Below are 18,915 nucleotides of genomic sequence, written 5' to 3' on the forward strand. Positions count from 1 at the left end.
GAGGCGGCCGTCCCCGCCTCCCCGGAGCACCGGCCCGGCCCCGGAGCACCCCGGGGCCGGGCCGGCCCGCGGGCCCCATGTCCGGATCCGCGGGGTCCGGGTCCCGAAGGACGGTTCCCTTCGGCGCCCGCCCCCGGAAGGCTCGGAGCCGGAGCAGGCCGCGCGCCCGCGCGGCCCCGACGCCGACCAGGAAAGAGGGCCACCGCGATGAGCACCGGAACCACGGAGATCTCCGGGGTCGCCGTCCCCGACACGAAACTGGCCGCCGAAGCCACCGAGCTGGTCCGGGACACCACCGAGGAGCTGATCTACCACCACTCCCGGCGGGTCTACTGGTTCGGCGCCCTGCGCGGGCGCCGCCGCGGCCTCGACCCCGACCCCGAGCTGCTCTACATCGGCGCGATGTTCCACGACCTCGGCCTCGGCGAGCGGTTCCACGGCAGCGGCCGCCGCTTCGAGGTCGACGGCGCCGACGAGGCCCGCGCCTTCCTCCGCTCGCACGGCGTCCCCGAGGACGGCGTGCGCCGGGTGTGGACCGCGATCGCACTGCACACCACCCCCGGCGTCCCGCAGTACATGGAGCCCGAGGTCGCCCTGGTCACCGCCGGAGTCGAGTACGACGTCCTGGGGCTGGACCACGACGAGCTGAGCGCCGCGGAGCGGGACGCGGTCACCGCCCTGCACCCGCGCCCCGACTTCAAGCGGCGGATCCTGCACGCCTTCGCCGAGGGCGTCGCCCCCAAGCCGGAGACGACCTTCGGCAACGTCAAGGCCGACGTGCTGGCGCACTACCGGCCCGGCTTCCGGCGCGGCGACTTCGTCGAGACGGTCCTCTCCTCGCCCTGGCCGGAGTGACCGGCCGCTCACCCGCCCCCGGGGCGCGGCCCGGCCGGCCTGCGGCGCAGCGGCAGCCGCCTGCGGTAGACCAGGCAGCGCCACGCCCACTCCAGCGGCCCGGCCCGGAACCCGCGCAGCCACAGCGGCGCCGCCACCGCCACCACCGCGAAGTAGCCGAACGCCGCGGTGAGCTGCCAGGCCACGGTGACCCGGCCGTCGAAGGGCAGCAGCACCGCCAGGAACAGCGCGGTGCTCAGCAGGTAGACGGTGAGGCTCATCCGGCCGAGCGGCACCAGCGCGCCCAGCAGCCGCGCGGCGGTGCGGCCGCGCCGCATCGGCCACCACACCAGGCCGAAGTAGAACAGGCCGCCGCCCAGGCCGGTCACGGTGCCGGCCAGCGCGATCAGCGCGGTGGACGCCGGGACGGGCGGCTCCGGGATCCCGTCGGCGCTCAGGACCGGGGGGAGCAGCGCGTCGCCCAGGAGCATCAGCCCGGCCCCGGCGATCTGGCCGGCCGGCCCCGCCCCGACCAGGGCGGCGGGCAGCCGGGCGGGCCGGGCCGGCCAGATGCCGGCGCAGAAGAACCCGAGCGTCTGCGGGACGGTCACGGCGAAGACCGCGAGCTCCCGGCTCCACGGCCAGTACGCCTCGACGAGCGGGGGCACCGCGAACAGCGCGGCCGCCGCCGCGGCCCGGGGGGCGGAGGGACTCTTCTCTTCTCCCCTCTCGTCGTTAAGTCCGATTTACGCCTTTACGGGGTAGATTCGGGGTTCTGCGAAGCCTGTCCGCCGACCGCTCGGACGGCTCCCGGCCGCCCGGCGCTCCCGCAGGTCGGAGCGGCCGCGCCGGAAAAATCCGTGGCCGGTCCGCGGCCGCCGCCCGTAGAATCGCCGACGTGGCGACCGCCACCGCCGTGAAAGGACCCCATGCCCGATTCGCATCCGTCAGAGCCCGCCGCCCCCTTCGAGGAGGACTACAACGGCCTTCAGGAGGACCTGGCCGACCGCCTGGCGCTGCGCCGCGTACCCGGACTGTCCACCGAGCGCGAGGACGTCGCCTCGGTGGAGAACCGCAAGGTCCGGCTGGAGCGGGTCGTCCTGGTCGGCGTCTGGCCGTCCGGCGGTCAGAGCGACGCCGACCTGTCCATGCAGGAGCTGGCCGCGCTCGCCGAGACCGCCGGGGCCGAGGTCGTGGAGGGCGTGGTCCAGCGCCGTTCCAAGCCCGACCCGGCCACCTACATCGGCTCCGGGAAGGCCGCCGAGCTGCGCGACATCGTGGAGGCCACCGGCGCCGACACCGTGGTGTGCGACGGCGAGCTCTCCTCCGCCCAGATCGTCCACCTGGAGGACGCGGTCCAGGCCAAGGTGGTCGACCGGACCGCGCTCATCCTGGACATCTTCGCCCAGCACGCCAAGTCCAAGGAGGGCCGCGCCCAGGTCTCCCTGGCGCAGATGGAGTACATGCTCCCCCGGCTGCGCGGCTGGGGCCGGTCGCTCTCCCGCCAGGCCGGCGGGAGCGGCGGCGGGGGCGGCATGGCCACCCGCGGCCCCGGTGAGACCAAGCTGGAGACCGACCGCCGCCGGATCCAGGAGAAGATGGCCAAGGCGCGCGCCGAGATCGCCGAGCTCCAGGCGCGCCGGGACGTCAAGCGGCAGGAGCGCCGGCGCCGCGAGGTGCCCGCCGTCGCCCTGGCCGGATACACCAACGCCGGCAAGTCCAGCCTGCTCAACCGGCTCACCGGCGCCGGGGTGCTGGTGCAGGACGCCCTGTTCGCCACCCTCGACCCCACGGTGCGCCGGGCCCGCACCCCGGGCGGCCGGGACGTCACCCTGGCCGACACCGTCGGCTTCGTCCGGCACCTGCCGCACCAGCTGGTCGCCGCCTTCCGCTCCACCCTGGACGAGGTGGCCGACGCCGACCTGGTGCTGCACGTGGTGGACGCCTCCCAGGACGACCCGGAGGGCCGGATCGCCGCGGTCCGCGAGGTCTTCACCGAGCTGGGCGCGGAGAAGCTCCCCGAGGTGCTGGTGGTCAACAAGGCCGACGCCGCCGACCCGGCCGAGGTCGAGCGGCTGCTGGCGAGCGCGCCGCGCTCCGTCGCGGTCTCCGCGCGCACCGGAGCCGGGATCGACGAGCTGCTCGCCCTGGTCGACGAGGCGCTGCCCCGGCCGGAGGTGCGGGTCCGCGCCGAGGTGCCCTACTCCCGGGGCGACCTGGTCTCCCGGGTGCACTCCGAAGGCCTGATCGGCGGCCTGGAGCAGAACGAGCGCGGCACCCTGCTCAGCGCCGAGGTCCACCCCGAGCTGGCCGCCGCCCTGGCCCCGTTCGCCGTGCCGGAGCCCGCGGAGGGCCGCCCGGCCGCCGGCTGAGGACGCTCCGCGAGGCCCCGCCGGCACCGCCGCCGACGGGGCCTCGCCCGTGAGCGGGCCCGTTCCGGTGCGCGCGGCGGCGGGAGGAACCGCCGCCCCGGGGTCCGGCGCACGCCGCCGCAGGCGGGGCAGGCGCGGAGGGGAGAATCCGGCGGGCCTCCGCCGGTCCCCTTCCCGCTCCGGACCGCCGACCCGCTCCGCGCGGGTGGCCCGGAGCGTCCGCTCCGGCCGATGCCGGGGCGGCTACTCCGCTCTCGGCGACGAGCTCCGCTTCAGGCGGTGGCCGACGGCGAGGGGCGCCCCGCCCTGCCGTACCCGGCGGGCCGCGCGGAGAGCGGGCCCGACCACGGCCTCCTCTCCGACACCCCCGATTTCACCTGCAAGAACGGCGGGATGTGCTGCAACCCGTCGATGGTGGACCAGATCAGCGTGCCGATCGCCATCGACCTCCGGGCGCCCGCGAGCAGAGCACCGGCCTGTTCGCCGATGGGGCCGGGACGATGGGGCCGGGACGCGACCTTCGCCCTGCATCGAGGACCCGGCACCGGTCTCGGTGACCGTCGCCCCGGACACGGAGGAGGGGGCGCCCGGCCGGGCGCCCCCTCACTCCCCTGCACATCCGGCACCGGCCGGGACGCCGCGGCCGGTGCGGGCCGCGGGTGCCGAGGGGGGAAGGCCGGTGCGGGCCGCTGCCGCCGTCAGCCCTGGCTGCGGGAGGCCCGGCCGTCCCGGCCGGTGCCGTCCCCGGCTCCGCCCGGCGGGAGCGCCTGCGGGGCGGCGGTCCGGGCCGGCTGCCGCGCCTCCTGGGCGCCGTCCTCCTCGGGCGCGTCGTTCTCGTCGGCGAGGCCCTTGGCCTCGGCCTTCAGGATCCGGGCGCTGCGGCCCAGGGAGCGCGCCAGGGCGGGGAGCCTGCTCGCCCCGAAGACCAGCAGAGCGATCAGGAGGAGCAGCAGAAGCTCTCGTCCACCGATTCCCATGTCCTACCCCTCTCGACGGTGCCTCTTGCACCGTCGAGGATACGCCCGCCCCCGCCTGCGCTCCCCGCGCCCCTGACCTGGTGCGGGGCGGCGCCTGCGGGGCCCGCGGGCGGCGGCGCTCACCGCCCGAGCGCCGCGGCCTCCTCTTCCTCCACCGTGCGGTTCCACTCGGCCTTGGAGGACTGCCAGGCGTCCTCGTTGCGGCCCAGGCGCCAGTAGCCGGAGATGGAGAGCCGCTCCCGGGGGACCTCGCGCTCGACCCGGAGCAGCCGGCGCAGCTCCTTGACGAAGCCGGCCTCCCCGTGCACGAACGCCTGGACCTCCCCGGCGGGGAAGTCGAGGCCGCGGACGGCCTCCACCAGCGCCTCGCCGACGCGCCGCCCGCCCCGGTGCACCCAGTGCACCCGGACGCCGCCGTGCGCGGCGAGCTTCTGCTCCTCCTCGGGCCCGGCGACCTCGATGAAGACGTGCGCCTCGCGGCCCTCGGGCAGCCGCTCCACCGAGGCGGCGATGGCGGGCAGCGCGCTCTCGTCCCCGGCCAGCAGGTGCCAGTCGGCCTCCGCACCGGGGGCGTAGGCGCCGCCGGGGCCGAGCATCCTGATCCGGTCGCCGGGGCGGGCCGCGCTCGCCCACGGCCCGGCCAGCCCGGTGTCGCCGTGGTGCACGAAGTCGATGGTGAGCTCGCGCGCCCCGGGGTCCCAGGCGCGCACGGTGTAGGTGCGGGTGACCGGCCACTGCTCGCGGGGCAGGTCGCGCCGGACCGCCTCCAGGTCGAAGGGCTCGGGGTAGACCGCTCCGGGCGGGGGGAAGAGCAGCTTCACGTAGTGGTCGGTGTACTCCCCCGCCTCGAAGGCGTCCAGCCCGTCGCCGCCGAGGACGATCCGGACCATGTGCGGGGTGATCCGCTCGGCGACCACCACCCGACCGGTGTGGACCTTCTTCTTGCGCTGCTCCGGCACGGTGTCCCCCTTGGCGTGTACGGGTGCCGTCCGGCCTCCGCGGCCGAATGGTTAGGTGAGGCTAACCGAAACGCTAGAGCACCTCGGGGTGCGGGGCAAACCCGTCCCGCCCGGCGCCGCCGCCCCCGCTTCCGGTCCGGTTCCCCCGGCCGCGGGCGGAGAGCGGTCCGGCCGGCCGCGCGGGGTCAGCCCCGGCCGCCGCCGGTGACCCGGTCGAGCCAGGTGAGCAGGGCGGAGACGACCTCGTCCCGGTTGGTCTCGTTGAACAGCTCGTGCCGGGCGCCGGGGTAGGTGCGGTAGGTGAGGTCCGCGACGCCGGCCCGGCGGTACCGCTCGACCAGCTCGTCGCTGAACTCCAGGCCGCGGTTGAGCGAGTCCGCCTCGCCGACCAGCACGTACAGCGGCGGCGCCGCGGGGAGCGCCGGCGGGCCGGCCAGCCGCTCGGTGGCCGCCGCGTACAGGTCGAGCATCGCCTGCCCGTCCAGGCCGAAGCCGCAGAGCGGGTCGGCGAGGAAGGCGTCGACCCGGGCCTCGTCCCGGCTCAGCCAGTCGGCCGGGGTCCGGGCCGGCTCGAAGGGGGCGTTGAAGACCTCGGCGGCCCCGCCCGGGCCGATGACCTCGACCAGGTGGCCGATGAGCAGGTCCACGGCGGCGGTGCCGGAGAGCACCGCGCCGTCCACCGCGCCCGCGTGGTCGAGCAGGTACTGCTGGAGCGCGAAGGAGCCCATGCTGTGGCCCAGCACCACCAGCGGCGCCCCGGGGTGCCGCCCGCGGATCTCCTCGCTCAGCGCCGCCATGTCGCCGACCAGCCGGTTCCAGCCGTCCTCGCCGAGCACTCCCGGTCCGGCGTGCATGGTGCGCCCGTGGCCCCGGTGGTCGTTGGCGTAGACGGCGTAGCCGCGCCCGGCCAGCTCCCGGGCGAGCGGGGCGTAGCGCCCGGAGTGCTCGCTCAGCCCGTGCGCGATCTGCACGGCCGCGCGCGGGGCGCCCTCCGGCGCCCAGTCGTTCACGTGGACCGGCAGCCCGTCCGTCGCGGTGAGGGTGAACAACGGCGCCTCCTGGTCGGGGTCTCGGGGGGCGGGCCCGGGGCCGGCCCCGGGCGCCAGCTTAGATCGTCGACGGGAAAAGGCGGTGGGCCCGGAAGAACATCCGCCTCCCCCGACCTCCCCTCGGTGATCGTGGCGGTGCGGCCCTGATCAGGGCGCTCCGATGGGGCCGCACCGCCACGATCACCGCCCGGCGGCGGGGTTCTCCCGTCAGCGGTCCGGAGTGCCGGGCGGCGGCCTCCCGGCCCCTGTACCCCGCTCCGGTCCGGCCGGCGCCGCTGGAGTAGGGTTGCGCGGCACCGCGCGGCGTGCGCGGGGCGGCCGCGCCGGGCCCTCCCGGCGGCCGCGCCCCCTTGCTCCCGGCCAGGACGGACCGCTGATGAGGACGACCACCGACTCCCCTCCCCCGACCGCCCCGGCCGCCGGCCGGCCCGCCCGCCGGAGCCGGCGGTGAGCCGCACCGCGCTCGTCACGGGCGCTTCGTCGGGGATCGGCGCCGCGGTGGCCCGGGCGCTGGCGGCGCGCGGCGACAAGGTGTACGGGACCACCCGGGACCCCGCGCGGGTGGCCGACCCGGTGCCCGGGGTGGAGTACCTCCGGCTCGACCTGTCCGACATGTCCTCGGTGGAGGAGTGCGCGGCGGCGGCCGGCGGGGTCGACGTCCTGGTGAACAACGCCGGGGAGAGCCAGAGCGGGCCGATCGAGGAGCTGCCGATGGAGGCGGTGGAGCGGCTGTTCCGGGTGAACGTCTTCGGCGCGGTCCGGCTCACCCAGCTGATGCTGCCGGGGATGCGGGTGCGCCGGTACGGCCGGGTGGTCATGGTCGGGTCGATGCTGGCCAGCTTCCCGCTGGCGTACCGCTCCTCCTACGTGGCCTCCAAGGCCGCGATGAAGGGGTTCGCCTGCGCGGCGCGGCGCGAGGTCGGGCCGTACGGGGTCGGTGTCGCCACGGTCGAGCCCGGGTCGATCAGCACCGGCATCGGCACCCGGCGGACCTCCTACATCGCCGAGGGCTCCCCCTACGCCGGGGAGTACCGGACCATGCTGGCCGCGCTCAACGCCAACGAGGCGGCCGGGGTCTCCGCGGACCGGGTGGCCGGGACGGTGCTGCGGGCGATCGACTCGCCGCGGCCGCGCCCGCTGTACGCGGTGGGCAGCTCCGCTCCCCTGGTGTTCGCGCTGCGCCGGGTGCTGCCGCGGACCGCCGTGGAGCGGATGGTCTCCCGCCGGCACGGGCTCTGAACTCCTCTCCGCGGCCGGCCCCGCCCCCGCCGGGGAGGGGCCGGCCCAGGGACCGTCTGGTGTGCGAGCGGCGGTCCGGGGCCCGGTGCCGCCGCGGCCGCTGCGGGCCGTGCGCCGCCGTCCCACTCCCCGTTGATCTTGACGCTGCGGGGGTATCAGGGCGCCCTGATACCCCCGCAGCGTCAAGATCAACGGTCCGCCGCCGAGCACTCCGGGCGGCCGGCCGGACGCCCGGACGCCTCTCAGCCGCACACCTCGTGCACGTGGCCGGGGTCGCCCGGCGGGGAGACGGCCAGGTCGCGCAGGACGACGGAGACGCCGGGCACCGGGGCGCCGCAGGCCCGCTCGAAGTCGGGGCGGCGGTACTCGACGTCGTAGACGCGGCCGGGGTAGGCGTCGGCGTAGTCCGCGCACTCGCCGTAGCGGGCACACTCCTCGGCGACCGCGAAGTCGAACCCGGCGGCGGCGCCCCGGGCGGCGGACTCGACCGCGTTCTTCTGCCCGGCGGCCAGGCCGGCGGCGTGCGCGCGGTCGATCAGCAGTCCGGCGTAGGCCAGCGCGTCGTCCTCGGTGAGCAGGCCGCGGGAGCGCAGCGGGGAGTCCAGGTTGTCGATCTCGACGGCGTCGAAGCCGTCGCCGGCGCAGCCGTCGATCCAGGTTCCGACGGCCTCCGCGAGGGCGGTGCGGTTCGCCTCGGTGGAGACGTCGAAGAGCTGCTCGTTCCAGTCGGTGTCCATGACCGGGTCGCCGTCCTCGGTGAGCAGCAGCTCCGGGTGGTCGGCGCGCCACCGGGCGGTCTCCGGCTCCTGGGTCTGGAAGCCGTTGACGTAGCAGACCGAATAGGCGCCGTCCGCGGGTTCGGCCGCGCGGTCCCGGACCACCAGGCCGGTTCCGGGCGGCGGCGGGTAGGCGCCGCCGATCTGGTAGTCGAACCCGGCCTCCTCCGGCACCGGGTCGGGCGCGGCGGCGCCGGTCCCGGCCGGGGCTGCGCACCCGGACAGGAGTGCGGCGGCGGGCAGGAGCGCCAGAGCGGTCCGGGGCCTCCGGCCCGCCGCGCTCCGCTTCCGATGTGCCACCGACCGCCCCGTCCCGTGACCGATCACACGGACCCGGCGGCCCCTCCGCCGGTCCGGCGGACCAGCTTAGCGCTCCGGGGGCGCCTTCCCCTGCGGCCAGGGGGTTCCGGCGGCCGGCGGCGGCGCGGGGGCGGGGGTTCCGCCTCGATCCGAGAATCGGGAGATAATTAATTCATCCGGACATTCCGGAGATATCCTCCAAGAAGACGGGGGTTCCCGGCGGCGCCGCCCCGCGGCCGCGGACCGCCGCCCGGGCGGCCCCTCGCCGACAGGCTCTCCACCGCCTTTCCGGATGGAGCGCCGGGATGATTCGAATTCGCTTCCGGACCGTTCACCGCACCCTCTGACGCGCTCCGCGGAGTCCCCGGGCGCCGCCCCGCCGTCGGGTATGTTCACCTGCGGGCACAGCGGGTGCGCGGCTCTGCGGGGCCGCTCCCGCCCCCGCCGAGCGACGGCCTCTTCCCCCGGGCCGGCGGTGGCGGGGCCCGATGGACGACACCCGAGAGGAGGCGGCGCTCCGCGCGCCGACGCAAGGTGGCAATAGACGACCAGAGCCCTCGCTCCCTGGAGCCCGAGGACGAGACCGGGGGAGACGGTTCGGCGAGCGAAGCGTCCTCGTCCGAGCCGTACACCACCGAAGAACTGCTGTGGGAGCCGCCCGCCCGGTCCGAGGCCGACGCCGCCCGCCCCAAGACCGACAGACCGGTCTTCCTCATCGCCGGCGCCCTGGCCATCGCGTTCGTGGTGTGGGGGGCGGCCGATCCCGAGCAGGTGGCCGACGTCTCGCAGCGGATGCTGGACAACCTGATCCACAACGCCGGCTGGGGCTTCGTGCTCGCCGCCTCCGCCTTCGTGGTGATCTCGCTCTGGCTGGCGTTCAGCAAGTACGGCGACATCACGCTGGGCCGCGACGACGAGCAGCCGGAGTTCAACACCGTCTCCTGGATCTCGATGCTCTTCGCCACCGGCATGGGCATCGGCCTGATGTTCTTCGGCGTGGCGGAGCCGCTGGGGCACTTCTCCTCCCCGCCGCCGGGCACCGGCGGAGCGGACGCGGCCACCGCGATGGCCACCACGCTGTTCCACTGGACGCTGCACCCCTGGGCGATCTACGCCGTGGTCGGCCTGGCCATCGCCTACGGCACCTACCGGCGCGGCCGGCGCCAGCTGATCAGCGCGGTGTTCACCCCGCTCATCGGGGAGAAGGCCGCCAACGGCCCGATCGGCAGGCTCATCGACGTGCTGGCGATCTTCGCCACCCTGTTCGGCTCGGCGACCTCGCTGGGCCTGGGCGCGCTGCAGATCGCCGGCGGCCTCCAGCAGCTCGGCTGGGTGGAGGTGATCAGCAGCGGCCTGCTGGTCGGCATCATCGCCGCCCTGATGGTCGCGTTCGTGGTTTCGGCGGTCTCCGGCGTCGAGCGCGGCATCCAGTGGCTGTCCAACATCAACATGGGCATGGCCGCGCTGATCCTGCTGTTCCTGCTGGTGGTCGGGCCGACCGTGTTCATCCTGGACATGATCCCCACCTCGCTCGGCGCCTACCTGGCGGACTTCTTCGACATGTCCGGCCGGACCGAGGCCAGCGGCGGCGAGAACGTGGGCGGCTGGCTGACCGACTGGACCATCTTCTACTGGGCGTGGTGGATCTCCTGGACGCCGTTCGTCGGCATGTTCATCGGCAAGATCAGCCGCGGCCGCACCATCCGCCAGTTCGTGACCGGCGTCATCCTGGTGCCCTCCTCGGTCAGCCTGATCTGGTTCGCCATCCTCGGCGGCACCGCGATCGACCTGCAGTCCGCCGGCGTGGACATCTACGGCGACGGCAGCAACCAGGAGGGCATGCTCTACGGGCTGCTCGCCCAGTTCCCGTGGGCCACCGCGATCAGCGCGGTCGTCGCGGTCCTGGTCGCGATCTTCTTCATCACCGGCGCCGACTCCGCCTCCATCGTCATGGGCACGCTCTCCCAGCGCGGCGCGAACGTGCCGCACCGGGGCGTCACCGTGTTCTGGGGCGTGCTGATGGCCGCGGTCGCCGCGATCATGCTGGTCTCCAGCGGCGGCGAGAGCACCGGCCTGGACGGCCTGCAGCGCCTCACCATCCTGGTGGCGGCGCCCTGGACCGTGGTCATGCTGCTGATGTGCGTGTCCCTCATCAAGGACCTGCAGCGCGACCCGAAGGTGATCCGCTCGCACAAGGCCAGGGAGGTGGTCACCGCCGCCGTGGTCACCGGCGCCCGCGAGCACGACGGCGACTTCCAGCTGGTCACCACCCCCGCCGACGACACACCCGAAGACGCCGGCGAGGCCGGCGGAGCCGACGCGGACCCCCGCACCGGCTCCACCCGGAAGGACTGACCCCTTCCGCCCCCGCGGGCCCGCCCCTCACCCGAGCGGCGGGCCCGCGGCGCTCCCGCCGGTCTCGGCCCGCATCCGCTTCCCGAGGTCGCGCCGGCCGAAGGCGTCGAACAGCCCGGCGAGGCGGTCGAGGACATCGGTGCGGTCGTCCGCGGTGAGCCCGCGGAGCAGGTCCGCCACGAGGCGCCCCGCCGCCTCCTCCTCCGACGGCTCCCCGTCCGCCCCTCTCCCCTCCGCCGTCACCAGCCGCAACCGGTCGGCGGCCACGTCCAGTTCCCCGGTGCGTTCCGGGTTGTGGTCGTACCACCAGCGGAGGGCCGTCGCGGGGTCGCTGTAGACCTCCTCGGTGAGCCGCCCGAGATGCCGCAGCCGGGCCAGCAGCTCCTCCTCTTTGAGGGCGTAGCGCGGAATGCACCGCTCCCTGCTCTTGACCAGTTCGACATCGGCCTCGTCCGCTCCGACCCGGACCTCGACACTGCCGATCCTGATGTCGGGGTCGTCGACGACGCCGTCGGCGAGGAGCCGGCGCGCCAGTTCGGCCTCGGCGAGGCCGTGGTCGGCCACCGAGTGGCCGCGCGCCTCCTCCCGCGCGGCCTCCAGTACCGCCGCCCGCGCCTTCTGCGCGGCCCGCTCCCGGCGCCTCCCCCGGGCTGCGATGTCCAGCACCAGCGCGAAGTCGGCGTTGAACAGCAGCCCTTCGTCCCTGCTCGGCAGGCGGGCGGAGAATTCCATCGCCTCGCCTCCCGAGCGGAACGCGATGCTCCACGGGGGCACCTCCGCTCCGGGGACGACGCTCCGCATCAGCCAGCTCATACCTCTCCTCCGACGGACTCGGGGCTCCGGGTGAACGGATCGTGCGCCGCGATCCGCCCGATCAGCTCCGCCGCCCGGGGGTCGCCCCGGTCGCACGCTCGCCGGCCGAGGAGTCGGGCGATCCTCACGTTGGCGGCGGGGCTCGCGGACGCGGCGTGCAGCAGTACGGCCTCCAGAGCGGTCCTCTCCCGCCCCCGCGGCGCCAGTGCCGGGGCATCGGCCCAGCCGCCGAGGGCCCGCTCCGCCCTTTCCGGGTCCGCCCCGCTCAGTGCGGCCGCCAGCGCGGCGCCGACCGCGTCCGCCGGAATCCCGGCCGGTTCGTCCGCGGTCCTCACCAGCAGGAGCGGCAGGCCCCGGCCGTCGGCCGCGGAGAGCATCCGGTAGAGGTGGCCGCGGGCGAGGCCGGCCCGGCCCCGCTGCTCGGGGTCGTCCGACCAGGCCGCGAGCTCCCGCAACACCTCGGCGCAGGGGGCCGGTTCCTCCGCGATGGAGTCCAGAGCCTCCGAGACGGCCGCCTCGCCGCTCTCCGAACCCGGCGCCCGGTCGGCGATCAGCCTGAGCCGGACCAGCGCGGAGCCGGGTTCGACCCTGCCGTACTGGCCGCACACCTGGGCCACGGCGATGTCGGTCGCCGCACCGCCGCGGCCGCCCTCGGCCAGCCGGTAGAGGTAGGCGCGGACCGCCGGGCCGAGCCGGCCGTGCACCGCGGCCCGGGCGACCACGGGGACGGCGGCCGGGCGCAGCACCCGGTCCCGCCCCCAGGCGACCAGGAGCCCGTTCACCGGCCCGGGGTCCCCCTGCCGGTCCGCGAGCCGCAGCCAGCGCTCCGCCACCTCGCCGCGCTCCCGGACGGGGATCTCGCGGACCGCCCGGTTCGACCATGTGAGCAGGGATCTGCGCGCCTTGGGGTACTCGTGCCACAGGTGGTCGAGCACCACGTCGCCGAACCCGGGCCGCCGGAACCGGATGCGGTCCTCCGCGTCGACGACGGAGCCCACCTCCGCCAGCATCGCGGTGAGCCCGCCGCCGGAGATCGGCGAGGAGAACTGCACCGGGACCGACCACGCCTTGGCGAGCTCGTCGACCTGCGGCAGCACGGCGTCGGAGGGGCAGCCTTCCAGGACCGCGACGGCCTCGATCAGAACCCGCTGGTAGTCGCCGGCCCGCAGCTCCTCCCGGCGCTCCGGGCGGTCCCGGCCGTCCCCGGCGCCGCGCGGCCCGTACCGGTTCCCCTCGGCCTGCGCGGCCGCCTTCTCGTGCTCCTGGAACCACGTGCGGACCTCGGCCGCGTAGTTCCTGAACACTCCCAGGACTTCTTCGACCTGGACCGCGAAGGCGGATTCGGAGGAGGCGGAGCGCTGGACCTGCTTGGCCATGCGCACCGCCCGGTCCGGGGTCTCCCCGGTGAGCAGCCCGCGGACTTCCGGGGCGGCGGACCAGCGGGCGGCCCGCTCCTCCCCGATGAGGTGGCGCAGGTGTCCGTGGAAGACCCGCTCCGCCGGGACCGGCTCCACCTCCAGGCAGGCGTAGTCGTCGGCGGGGTCCTCCCGCCAGGCCTCGGCGACCACGACCAGCCGCCCTCCGCACGCACGCACTCGGCGCGCGTACTCCCGGACCGCGGCCCGCTGCCCGGTGATGTCGCCGAAGGGGGTGAGGTCCAGCAGGTAGGCGTGGTCCGGTTCCGCCGGGAGCCTCCCCAGCCCCAGGTCCCGCTCCCCGGCCTCCGGGACCGCCTCGCGGAGGGGCAGCCGGGTGCGGTCGAGCGCGTAGACGGCGGTCACCGCCCGGCCCGCGCCGGAGGGGCCGGCGACCACGCCGACCCGGGCGTCCCGGAACTCCCGCTCGAAGCGGAGGTAGTGCTCGGGGCGGACGAACGAGGCGCGCACCGCCTCCACCCGCCGGGGGTCGAGCCGGCGCGCCTCCCGGACCAGCCGGGTCGCCTCGGCGCGGCTGTACAGGCCGTCGGCGGGGCCGGTGTGGATGTGCATGCCGCCGTAGATGACGGCGTCCTGGACCAGCTGCCCGTAGTTGTCCGCGGCGATGTTGGCCGCCTTCTCCCGTCCGGGCGCGGCCTCGCCCCCGTCCGGCCGGACGGACGGTTCCCGCTCCGCGCGGCCCGGCTCCTCCTGCTCCGGCTCCGGTGCGGGGGGCTCTTCCGCACCGGGGGCGTCCTGGGGCCGCTCAGCCACGTCCCCTCCCGCGGAAGTCACCGTGCATGCCGCCCTGGAGCGTGCCGCCGAGCACGGCCTGGCCGTGGTTGTCGCCCATCCGCACGCCGCCCGGAGCCGCCCCCTGGCCGGAGGGCGGCTCCGGGGCGCCGGGCCCGGGCTCGGGCTCGGGCTCGGGCGCGGGCGCGGGCGCGGCTTCCGCCTTCCGCTCCGCCGCCTGGGCGCCGGGGGCACCGGAGGAGCGCGACGGCAGCGGAACGTACAGGTAGCCCTCCTGGGTGAAGCCCTTGTCCGGGTGCCGCACCTCCACGCGGCGGAACCGGCGCGGGTTCAGGCCGACGAAGCGGCCGACCACCGCCTCCTCGTAGACGCCCCGGGAGACGATCGCCGCGAGGTAGGTGATGTCCCGGTCGGAGGCGCGGAGTTCGTCGCGGAGCGGGGCGGCGTCCAGCAGCCGGTGGACGTCGTTCATCGCGCGGCCGATGCCGACGGGTCCGGGGCCGGCCCCTCCGCCGTCGGGAAGCGGCCCCACGTCGAGGGCGACGCGCAGCCGGAGCCGAAGCTCCCGCTCGTGGGCGGCCAGGCGCGACTGGTCGTCCTCGAGCGCGTCCTGCAGGTGCCCGAGCATGGGGTGGACGAGGAACGGAAGGTGCTCCGGCTCCACTCCGACCACGTACCCGTCCCCGGCGCTCTGCGGGAAGCGGCGCTCGCTCCACACCTCTTCGAGACCGGAGCGGCGGAACGCCTCTTCCAGCGCCTCCGGGATGGCGGTACTGAGCACCTGCTGGTGGAAGGCGGAATTGCGGGTGTAGCCCTCCGCGTCGACGGCCAGCACCGCGCGGTAGGGCGGCAGGGGTGAACTGGTCCGCAGCGGTCGGGGGGTGGCGGCCATGGGGTCGCACCTTCCTTACTCTCTCGGGCCGAACCGGCGTTCCGCGAGGTCGGCGATCACGGGCCCGGGGCGGCCTGCACCGCGCGGCGGCCCAGGCGGCCGCCACTTCGGCGGCCCGGGTCCCCCGGCGGTGCTCCGGTGCTCCCGGTGCACTGCCGACCCTCCAGGCCGCCGATGCCGGAGAGTGTCCAGAACCAGACAGAGCGCGCGCGTTGCGACCCCGGACACACCCGGTTCCCCGCCCCCGGAGCGGCGGACCGCCCCGGCCGGCCGGGACTCGGGCCGGACCGGCGGCCCGGAAGACGGGAACGGGGCATCCGATGGGCCCTCCGGGCGGAGCGGGGACCGCCGCCCGGGCGGGAGGCGGTGCGGACTCCCCGGTCCGCCCGGGCCGGGGGCTCAGGAAGCCGCCGGACCGCAGGACGTGTCCGGACGGCCGTTCCCGAGAGGCCGGGACGGCGTCACTGCACCGGCCAGAGGGAGATGTGCCCGGCCCCTTCCGCGGGGGGCGCGCCGCCGTCCAGGGACTCCTGCTCGTAGCAGGAGCCGATGGGCTGTCCGGGCTCCCGCCCGCCCAGGGAGACCCAGCCGCAGGTCCAGCCGTCGTATTCACCGAACCCGCCGCTGCCCTGGAGCCGGTCGGGCGGCAGTGCGAAGTAGCCCTCCAGGACCTCGACGGCCTGCTCGCAGGTGATGCCGGGGGTGGTGGGCTCGACGACGACCTCGCCCGAAGCCCGGTCCGCCACCGGGGAGTCCTCGCAGCGCCCTGCGACGATCTCCGAAGGTTCCGGGAGGTCCACCTCGACGGGGGCGTTGAAGTCGGAGAACACCGTCTCGGTGGTGTTCTCGCCGCCGGTCTCCCCCGCGTCGTAGGAGGACTCCAGGCGCAGCGGCAGCCCCTCCTCGTCGAGCCAGACGTCGAAGGAGGCCGGGTACTCGGTCTCCTCCCCGGACGGGTAAGAGGTGACGGTGACCGTGTAGTCGCCGCTGTAGTGCGCCGCGGGTTCGCCGTCCGGCCCGGTCTCCTCCCCGTGCTCGCGCAGCTCGCCGGAATCGGCCATCCGCCGCAGCTCCTCGGCCACCCACTGGGCGGAGAACTCCTCCTCCGAGTAGAGCGGGACGTCGGTGCCCGGAGGCCGGCGGCTCCAGGTGCCGTCGAACAGGTAGACGGGGCCGTCGGCGTCGCGCGCGACCGAGGTGACGCCGACGTCCGCCGTCTCGTCGGTGCGCAGGTAGCCGATGGCCGGCTCGGCGCTGAACTCGTGCCGGACGACGCTGGTGTAGGGCTCCTGCCCCGGCATCTCGGTCCGGAAGGTGGTCTCGGCGCGGAAGCTCTGCGCCTCCGCGGCCAGATCGGCCGCCTGCACCACCGCCTCCTGCGGGGTGAGCGCGGTCAGGGCGCCGTAGGCGGCGACTCCGCCGACGCCCGCCGCACCGGCGGCGAGCAGGGCGGCGGCCGCGATGCCCGCGGTCTTCAGCCCGCCGGCCACGCCCCCGGCAGCGGCGGCGCCGCCCACCGCGGAGGACACGGCGCCGCCCGCCGCCGCACCGCCCGCCGCAGTACCACCCGCCGCCGCACCGCCCGCCGTGCCTGCGGCGCCGCCGGCCAGCACCGTCCCGCCGACCGCGCCCAGCACCGGAGCGGCCGCCACCCACAGCTCGGGCCGGTGCCAGGGGGCGTCGAACCCGCTCCACCCGGTACGCAGCAGGGCGCCGAGGCGGCTGCGGGGATCCTGCTCCGCAGGGAGTTCCCGGGTCTCCGGCACCTCAGGGGCGGCCGGCAGGGCGCCGCCCGGAGCGGTCCCGGCGGCCGGGGCGGTGCGGGCGAGCACCGCGCGGAACGCCTCCTCGGCCGACGGCCGCGCGCCGGGATCGCGGTCGAGGGCCGCGCCCACCAGGGGCAGCAGGCCCTCCGGAACACCTGCGACGTCGGGGGCCTCCTCGCGGGTGCGGCGGAGGAGTTCCTCCGGCTCGCCCCGCCCGTACGGGGGCCGCCCCGTGGCGGCGAACGCCACCAGGCCTCCCCAGGCGAAGACGTCGTCGGCCGGGACGGGATCGCGGCCCGCGATGCGCCCCGGACTCATCCAGCCGGGGGAGCCGAAGACCCCGTCGTCCCGGGCCGCGGCGACGGGGCGGGCGATCCCGAAGTCGAGCAGGCGGGGGCCGTCCGGGGCGAGCATCACGTTGGCGGGCTTGACGTCGCAGTGCACCACTCCTGCGGCGTGCACCGCGGCGAGCGCCTCGGCGGTGCCCGCGGCGAAGGCGTGCAGCACCTCGCCGCCGAGCGGCCCGTGCTCGCGCACGTACCGGGCGAGAGTGCGGCCGGGAACGAAGCCGGTCGCCACCCACGGCCGCCCGGCCCCGGGGTCCGCATCCAGTACAGGGGCGGTGCACATCCCGCCGACCCGCCGCATCAGCTCCACCTCGCGGGCGAACGCGGAGCGGAAGCGCCGGTCGGCGGCGAAGCGCTCGTGCACCACCTTGACCGCGATGCACCGCCCCGCGCCGTCGAGCGCGCCGTAGACGGCGCCCATGCCTCCCGCCCCCAGCCGGCCGACCAGCCGGAAGGGGCCGATGGTCTCGGGGTCGCCCGGCCCGAGGGGGGCGAGCTCCGGGGGAAGCCGCCTCGGGGCGGCAGAGCCCATGTTCGTCATGGGCGCCATGCTCCCCTGGATCGGCGGTCGGCGCGACTCCGGAGGGCCCGTCCCCGGGGCCGCGGCGTTCCCGGGTCAGGACGGGGAGTCGTGTTCGGCCGGGGCGGGGGCCGGGGCGGGGGCGCGCAGGGCCGCCGCGATGGCCACCGCGACCAGGCAGAGCACGGCGCAGCCCGCCCAGATCGCGATGTAGCCGCCCTCGCGGGGGACGTCGGGGGTGCCAGGGAGGGCCATCCGGTTGAGCACCGTGCCGAAGACCGCGCCGGCGATGCCCCCGGCCAGCGCCTTCAGCGTGTTGTACACGCCGGTGGCGGCGGCGGTGCGGTCCGCCGGGGTGCGGCGGATGATGAACAGCGGGATGGCGCTCATCGCCAGGCCCACCCCCAGGCCGTTGGCGAGCAGCCCGATCCCGAACTGCCAGGGGTGGGCGTGCAGCAGCGCGATCGCGGCGTAGCCGGCCGCGGAGAGCGCGAACCCGACGGCCAGCACCGCGCGCTCGCCGAGCAGCCGCGCGGCCCGGTCCGCCGCCAGGCCGCCGGCCAGGATGCCCAGCGCGGAGCACATGCTCACCGCGGAGACGCCCAGGGTGGCCAGGCCCCAGCCGTAGCCGTGCGCCGGGTCGGTGGCGGCGAAGGTCGGGGCCGAGGTCAGCGACCCGTAGAGGGAGAGCCCCAGCATCATGCTGAGCCAGTACACCGGCGCCAGCGTCCTGCCGCTCATCACCCGGACGTCGATCAGCGGGTCGGCGATGCGCGCCTCGTAGCGGACGAACAGGGCCAGCAGCACCGCCCCGGCCAGCAGCTCGGCGCCGGCCCGGCCGGGCGCGGAGGCCAGCGCGGCGATCCCGTCGAACGCCAGCCCGAGGCCCAGGGCGACCAGGGCGCCGCCGACCCAGTCCACCCGGCCCCGGGAGCGCACCTCCGATTCCGGGATGAGGAACAGGCTGACCAGCAGGCAGGCGGCGAGCAGGGCGACCAGCACCCACAGCGAGACGCGGACCGAGGAGGCCGCGTCGTCGATCAGGCCGACCGCGAGCGCCCCGAACGAGACGCCGACGGAGAGCGCCCCGACGAGCAGGCCGATGGCCGGGCCCGAGCGCTCGGTGCCGAGCCGGTCCCGGACGATGGCGAACTCCAGCGGCAGCCAGCAGGCCAGCGCGCCGGAGAGGATCCGGCCGACGATCAGCAGGGCGAAGCCGTCCGCCAGCGCCACCAGCGCATAGCCCGCCAGGGTGACGACGACGGTAATCTGGATCAGCCTCCGGTGCCCGAAGATGTCGCCGAGCCGGGCGAGCAGCGGCAGGGCGAGGCCCGAGGCGAGGAGCTCAACGGAGAACGCGGTGCTCAGGTCCCCGGGGCCCAGCCCGAGTTCGGCGCCGATGGCCGGGAGCAGCACCGGGAACCCTCCCTGGAGGACTCCGCTGCACAGCTCGATGAAGACGAGGAAGCCGACGAAGGCGGCCGACCGGCGGCCGACCGCCGGTGTGGAAGCGGGCATGGGCGATCCTTGCTGATGGGACGGGGGATG

Annotated in this window: 14 protein-coding genes and 1 pseudogene; 5 read left to right on the plus strand and 10 right to left on the minus strand. The window is 76.0% G+C overall.

Annotated elements, in window-relative coordinates:
- The first annotated feature begins 207 nt into the window (after window positions 1-207).
- A complete protein-coding gene (locus tag J0910_RS20055; protein WP_420160084.1) occupies window positions 208-855 on the plus strand; it encodes an HD domain-containing protein in 648 nt (215 codons plus the stop codon).
- A gap of 8 nt (window positions 856-863) precedes the next feature.
- On the opposite strand, the gene J0910_RS20060 is transcribed toward J0910_RS20055, so the two are convergent.
- The gene (locus J0910_RS20060; protein WP_420160085.1) at window positions 864-1,502 is read right to left on the minus strand and encodes a DUF418 domain-containing protein; all 639 of its coding nucleotides are present in this window, start codon (window positions 1,500-1,502) and stop codon (window positions 864-866) included.
- 261 nt (window positions 1,503-1,763) lie between these two features.
- Between J0910_RS20060 and hflX the strand changes: the two genes are divergently transcribed.
- Both hflX and J0910_RS31325 read left to right on the plus strand, forming a co-directional pair.
- A complete protein-coding gene (hflX, locus tag J0910_RS20065; protein ID WP_420160086.1) occupies window positions 1,764-3,206 on the plus strand; it encodes a GTPase HflX in 1,443 nt (480 codons plus the stop codon).
- Between the two features lie 231 nt (window positions 3,207-3,437).
- Window positions 3,438-3,614, plus strand: a pseudogene (locus J0910_RS31325) (glycosyl hydrolase); the annotation flags it as partial.
- Between the two features lie 290 nt (window positions 3,615-3,904).
- On the opposite strand, the gene J0910_RS20075 reads toward J0910_RS31325, so the two are convergent.
- The 3 genes from J0910_RS20075 to J0910_RS20085 form a co-directional block, all read right to left on the minus strand.
- Window positions 3,905-4,183, minus strand: coding sequence for a twin-arginine translocase TatA/TatE family subunit (locus J0910_RS20075; RefSeq protein ID WP_420160088.1), 279 nt, complete (start codon window positions 4,181-4,183; stop codon window positions 3,905-3,907).
- A 119-nt stretch (window positions 4,184-4,302) separates the two neighbouring features.
- Complete coding sequence (locus J0910_RS20080; RefSeq protein WP_420160089.1) at window positions 4,303-5,142, minus strand: siderophore-interacting protein; 840 nt, start codon at window positions 5,140-5,142, stop codon at window positions 4,303-4,305.
- Window positions 5,143-5,327: 185 nt separating this feature from the next.
- On the minus strand, window positions 5,328-6,191 hold the full coding sequence (locus tag J0910_RS20085) for an alpha/beta fold hydrolase (protein ID WP_420160090.1): 864 nt from the start codon (window positions 6,189-6,191) through the stop codon (window positions 5,328-5,330).
- Window positions 6,192-6,638: 447 nt separating this feature from the next.
- On the opposite strand from J0910_RS20085, the gene J0910_RS20090 reads away from it, so the two are divergent.
- Window positions 6,639-7,430 (plus strand): SDR family NAD(P)-dependent oxidoreductase, encoded by a 792-nt coding sequence (locus J0910_RS20090; protein ID WP_420160091.1) that lies wholly within the window; start codon window positions 6,639-6,641, stop codon window positions 7,428-7,430.
- A 242-nt stretch (window positions 7,431-7,672) separates the two neighbouring features.
- Here the strand turns inward: J0910_RS20090 and J0910_RS20095 are convergent, their stop codons facing one another.
- A complete protein-coding gene (locus tag J0910_RS20095; protein WP_420160092.1) occupies window positions 7,673-8,506 on the minus strand; it encodes an endo alpha-1,4 polygalactosaminidase in 834 nt (277 codons plus the stop codon).
- 534 nt (window positions 8,507-9,040) lie between these two features.
- Between J0910_RS20095 and J0910_RS20100 the strand changes: the two genes are divergently transcribed.
- Window positions 9,041-10,861, plus strand: coding sequence for a BCCT family transporter (locus tag J0910_RS20100; RefSeq protein WP_420160093.1), 1,821 nt, complete (start codon window positions 9,041-9,043; stop codon window positions 10,859-10,861).
- Window positions 10,862-10,888: 27 nt separating this feature from the next.
- Here J0910_RS20100 and J0910_RS20105 read toward each other — a convergent pair whose 3' ends face one another.
- The 5 genes from J0910_RS20105 to J0910_RS20125 form a co-directional block, all read right to left on the minus strand.
- The gene (locus J0910_RS20105) at window positions 10,889-11,674 is read right to left on the minus strand and encodes a hypothetical protein (protein ID WP_420160094.1); all 786 of its coding nucleotides are present in this window, start codon (window positions 11,672-11,674) and stop codon (window positions 10,889-10,891) included.
- Window positions 11,671-13,863: a hypothetical protein gene (locus J0910_RS20110; protein ID WP_420160095.1), complete on the minus strand. Its 2,193-nt coding sequence runs from the start codon at window positions 13,861-13,863 to the stop codon at window positions 11,671-11,673. The genes J0910_RS20105 and J0910_RS20110 overlap by 4 nt, the downstream gene beginning before the upstream one ends.
- Window positions 13,856-14,734, minus strand: coding sequence for a hypothetical protein (locus J0910_RS20115; protein WP_420160096.1), 879 nt, complete (start codon window positions 14,732-14,734; stop codon window positions 13,856-13,858). The genes J0910_RS20110 and J0910_RS20115 overlap by 8 nt, the downstream gene beginning before the upstream one ends.
- Window positions 14,735-15,195: 461 nt before the next feature.
- On the minus strand, window positions 15,196-17,388 hold the full coding sequence (locus J0910_RS20120; RefSeq protein ID WP_420160097.1) for a serine/threonine-protein kinase: 2,193 nt from the start codon (window positions 17,386-17,388) through the stop codon (window positions 15,196-15,198).
- A 75-nt stretch (window positions 17,389-17,463) separates the two neighbouring features.
- A complete protein-coding gene (locus J0910_RS20125) occupies window positions 17,464-18,885 on the minus strand; it encodes an MFS transporter (RefSeq protein ID WP_420160098.1) in 1,422 nt (473 codons plus the stop codon).
- Window positions 18,886-18,915 lie beyond the last annotated feature (30 nt).

Source organism: Nocardiopsis oceanisediminis (assembly GCF_048595525.1).
Taxonomy (GTDB): Bacteria; Actinomycetota; Actinomycetes; order Streptosporangiales; family Streptosporangiaceae; genus Nocardiopsis_A; species Nocardiopsis_A oceanisediminis.

Coding starts and splice junctions, on each gene's coding strand:
- J0910_RS20055 (WP_420160084.1), top strand. CDS start 208: ATGAGCACCGGAACCACGGAGATCTCCGGGGTCGCCGTCCCCGACACG.
- hflX (WP_420160086.1), top strand. CDS start 1,764: ATGCCCGATTCGCATCCGTCAGAGCCCGCCGCCCCCTTCGAGGAGGAC.
- J0910_RS20075 (WP_420160088.1), bottom strand. CDS start 4,183: ATGGGAATCGGTGGACGAGAGCTTCTGCTGCTCCTCCTGATCGCTCTG.
- J0910_RS20105 (WP_420160094.1), bottom strand. CDS start 11,674: ATGAGCTGGCTGATGCGGAGCGTCGTCCCCGGAGCGGAGGTGCCCCCG.
- J0910_RS20115 (WP_420160096.1), bottom strand. CDS start 14,734: ATGGCCGCCACCCCCCGACCGCTGCGGACCAGTTCACCCCTGCCGCCC.
- J0910_RS20120 (WP_420160097.1), bottom strand. CDS start 17,388: ATGACGAACATGGGCTCTGCCGCCCCGAGGCGGCTTCCCCCGGAGCTC.
- J0910_RS20125 (WP_420160098.1), bottom strand. CDS start 18,885: ATGCCCGCTTCCACACCGGCGGTCGGCCGCCGGTCGGCCGCCTTCGTC.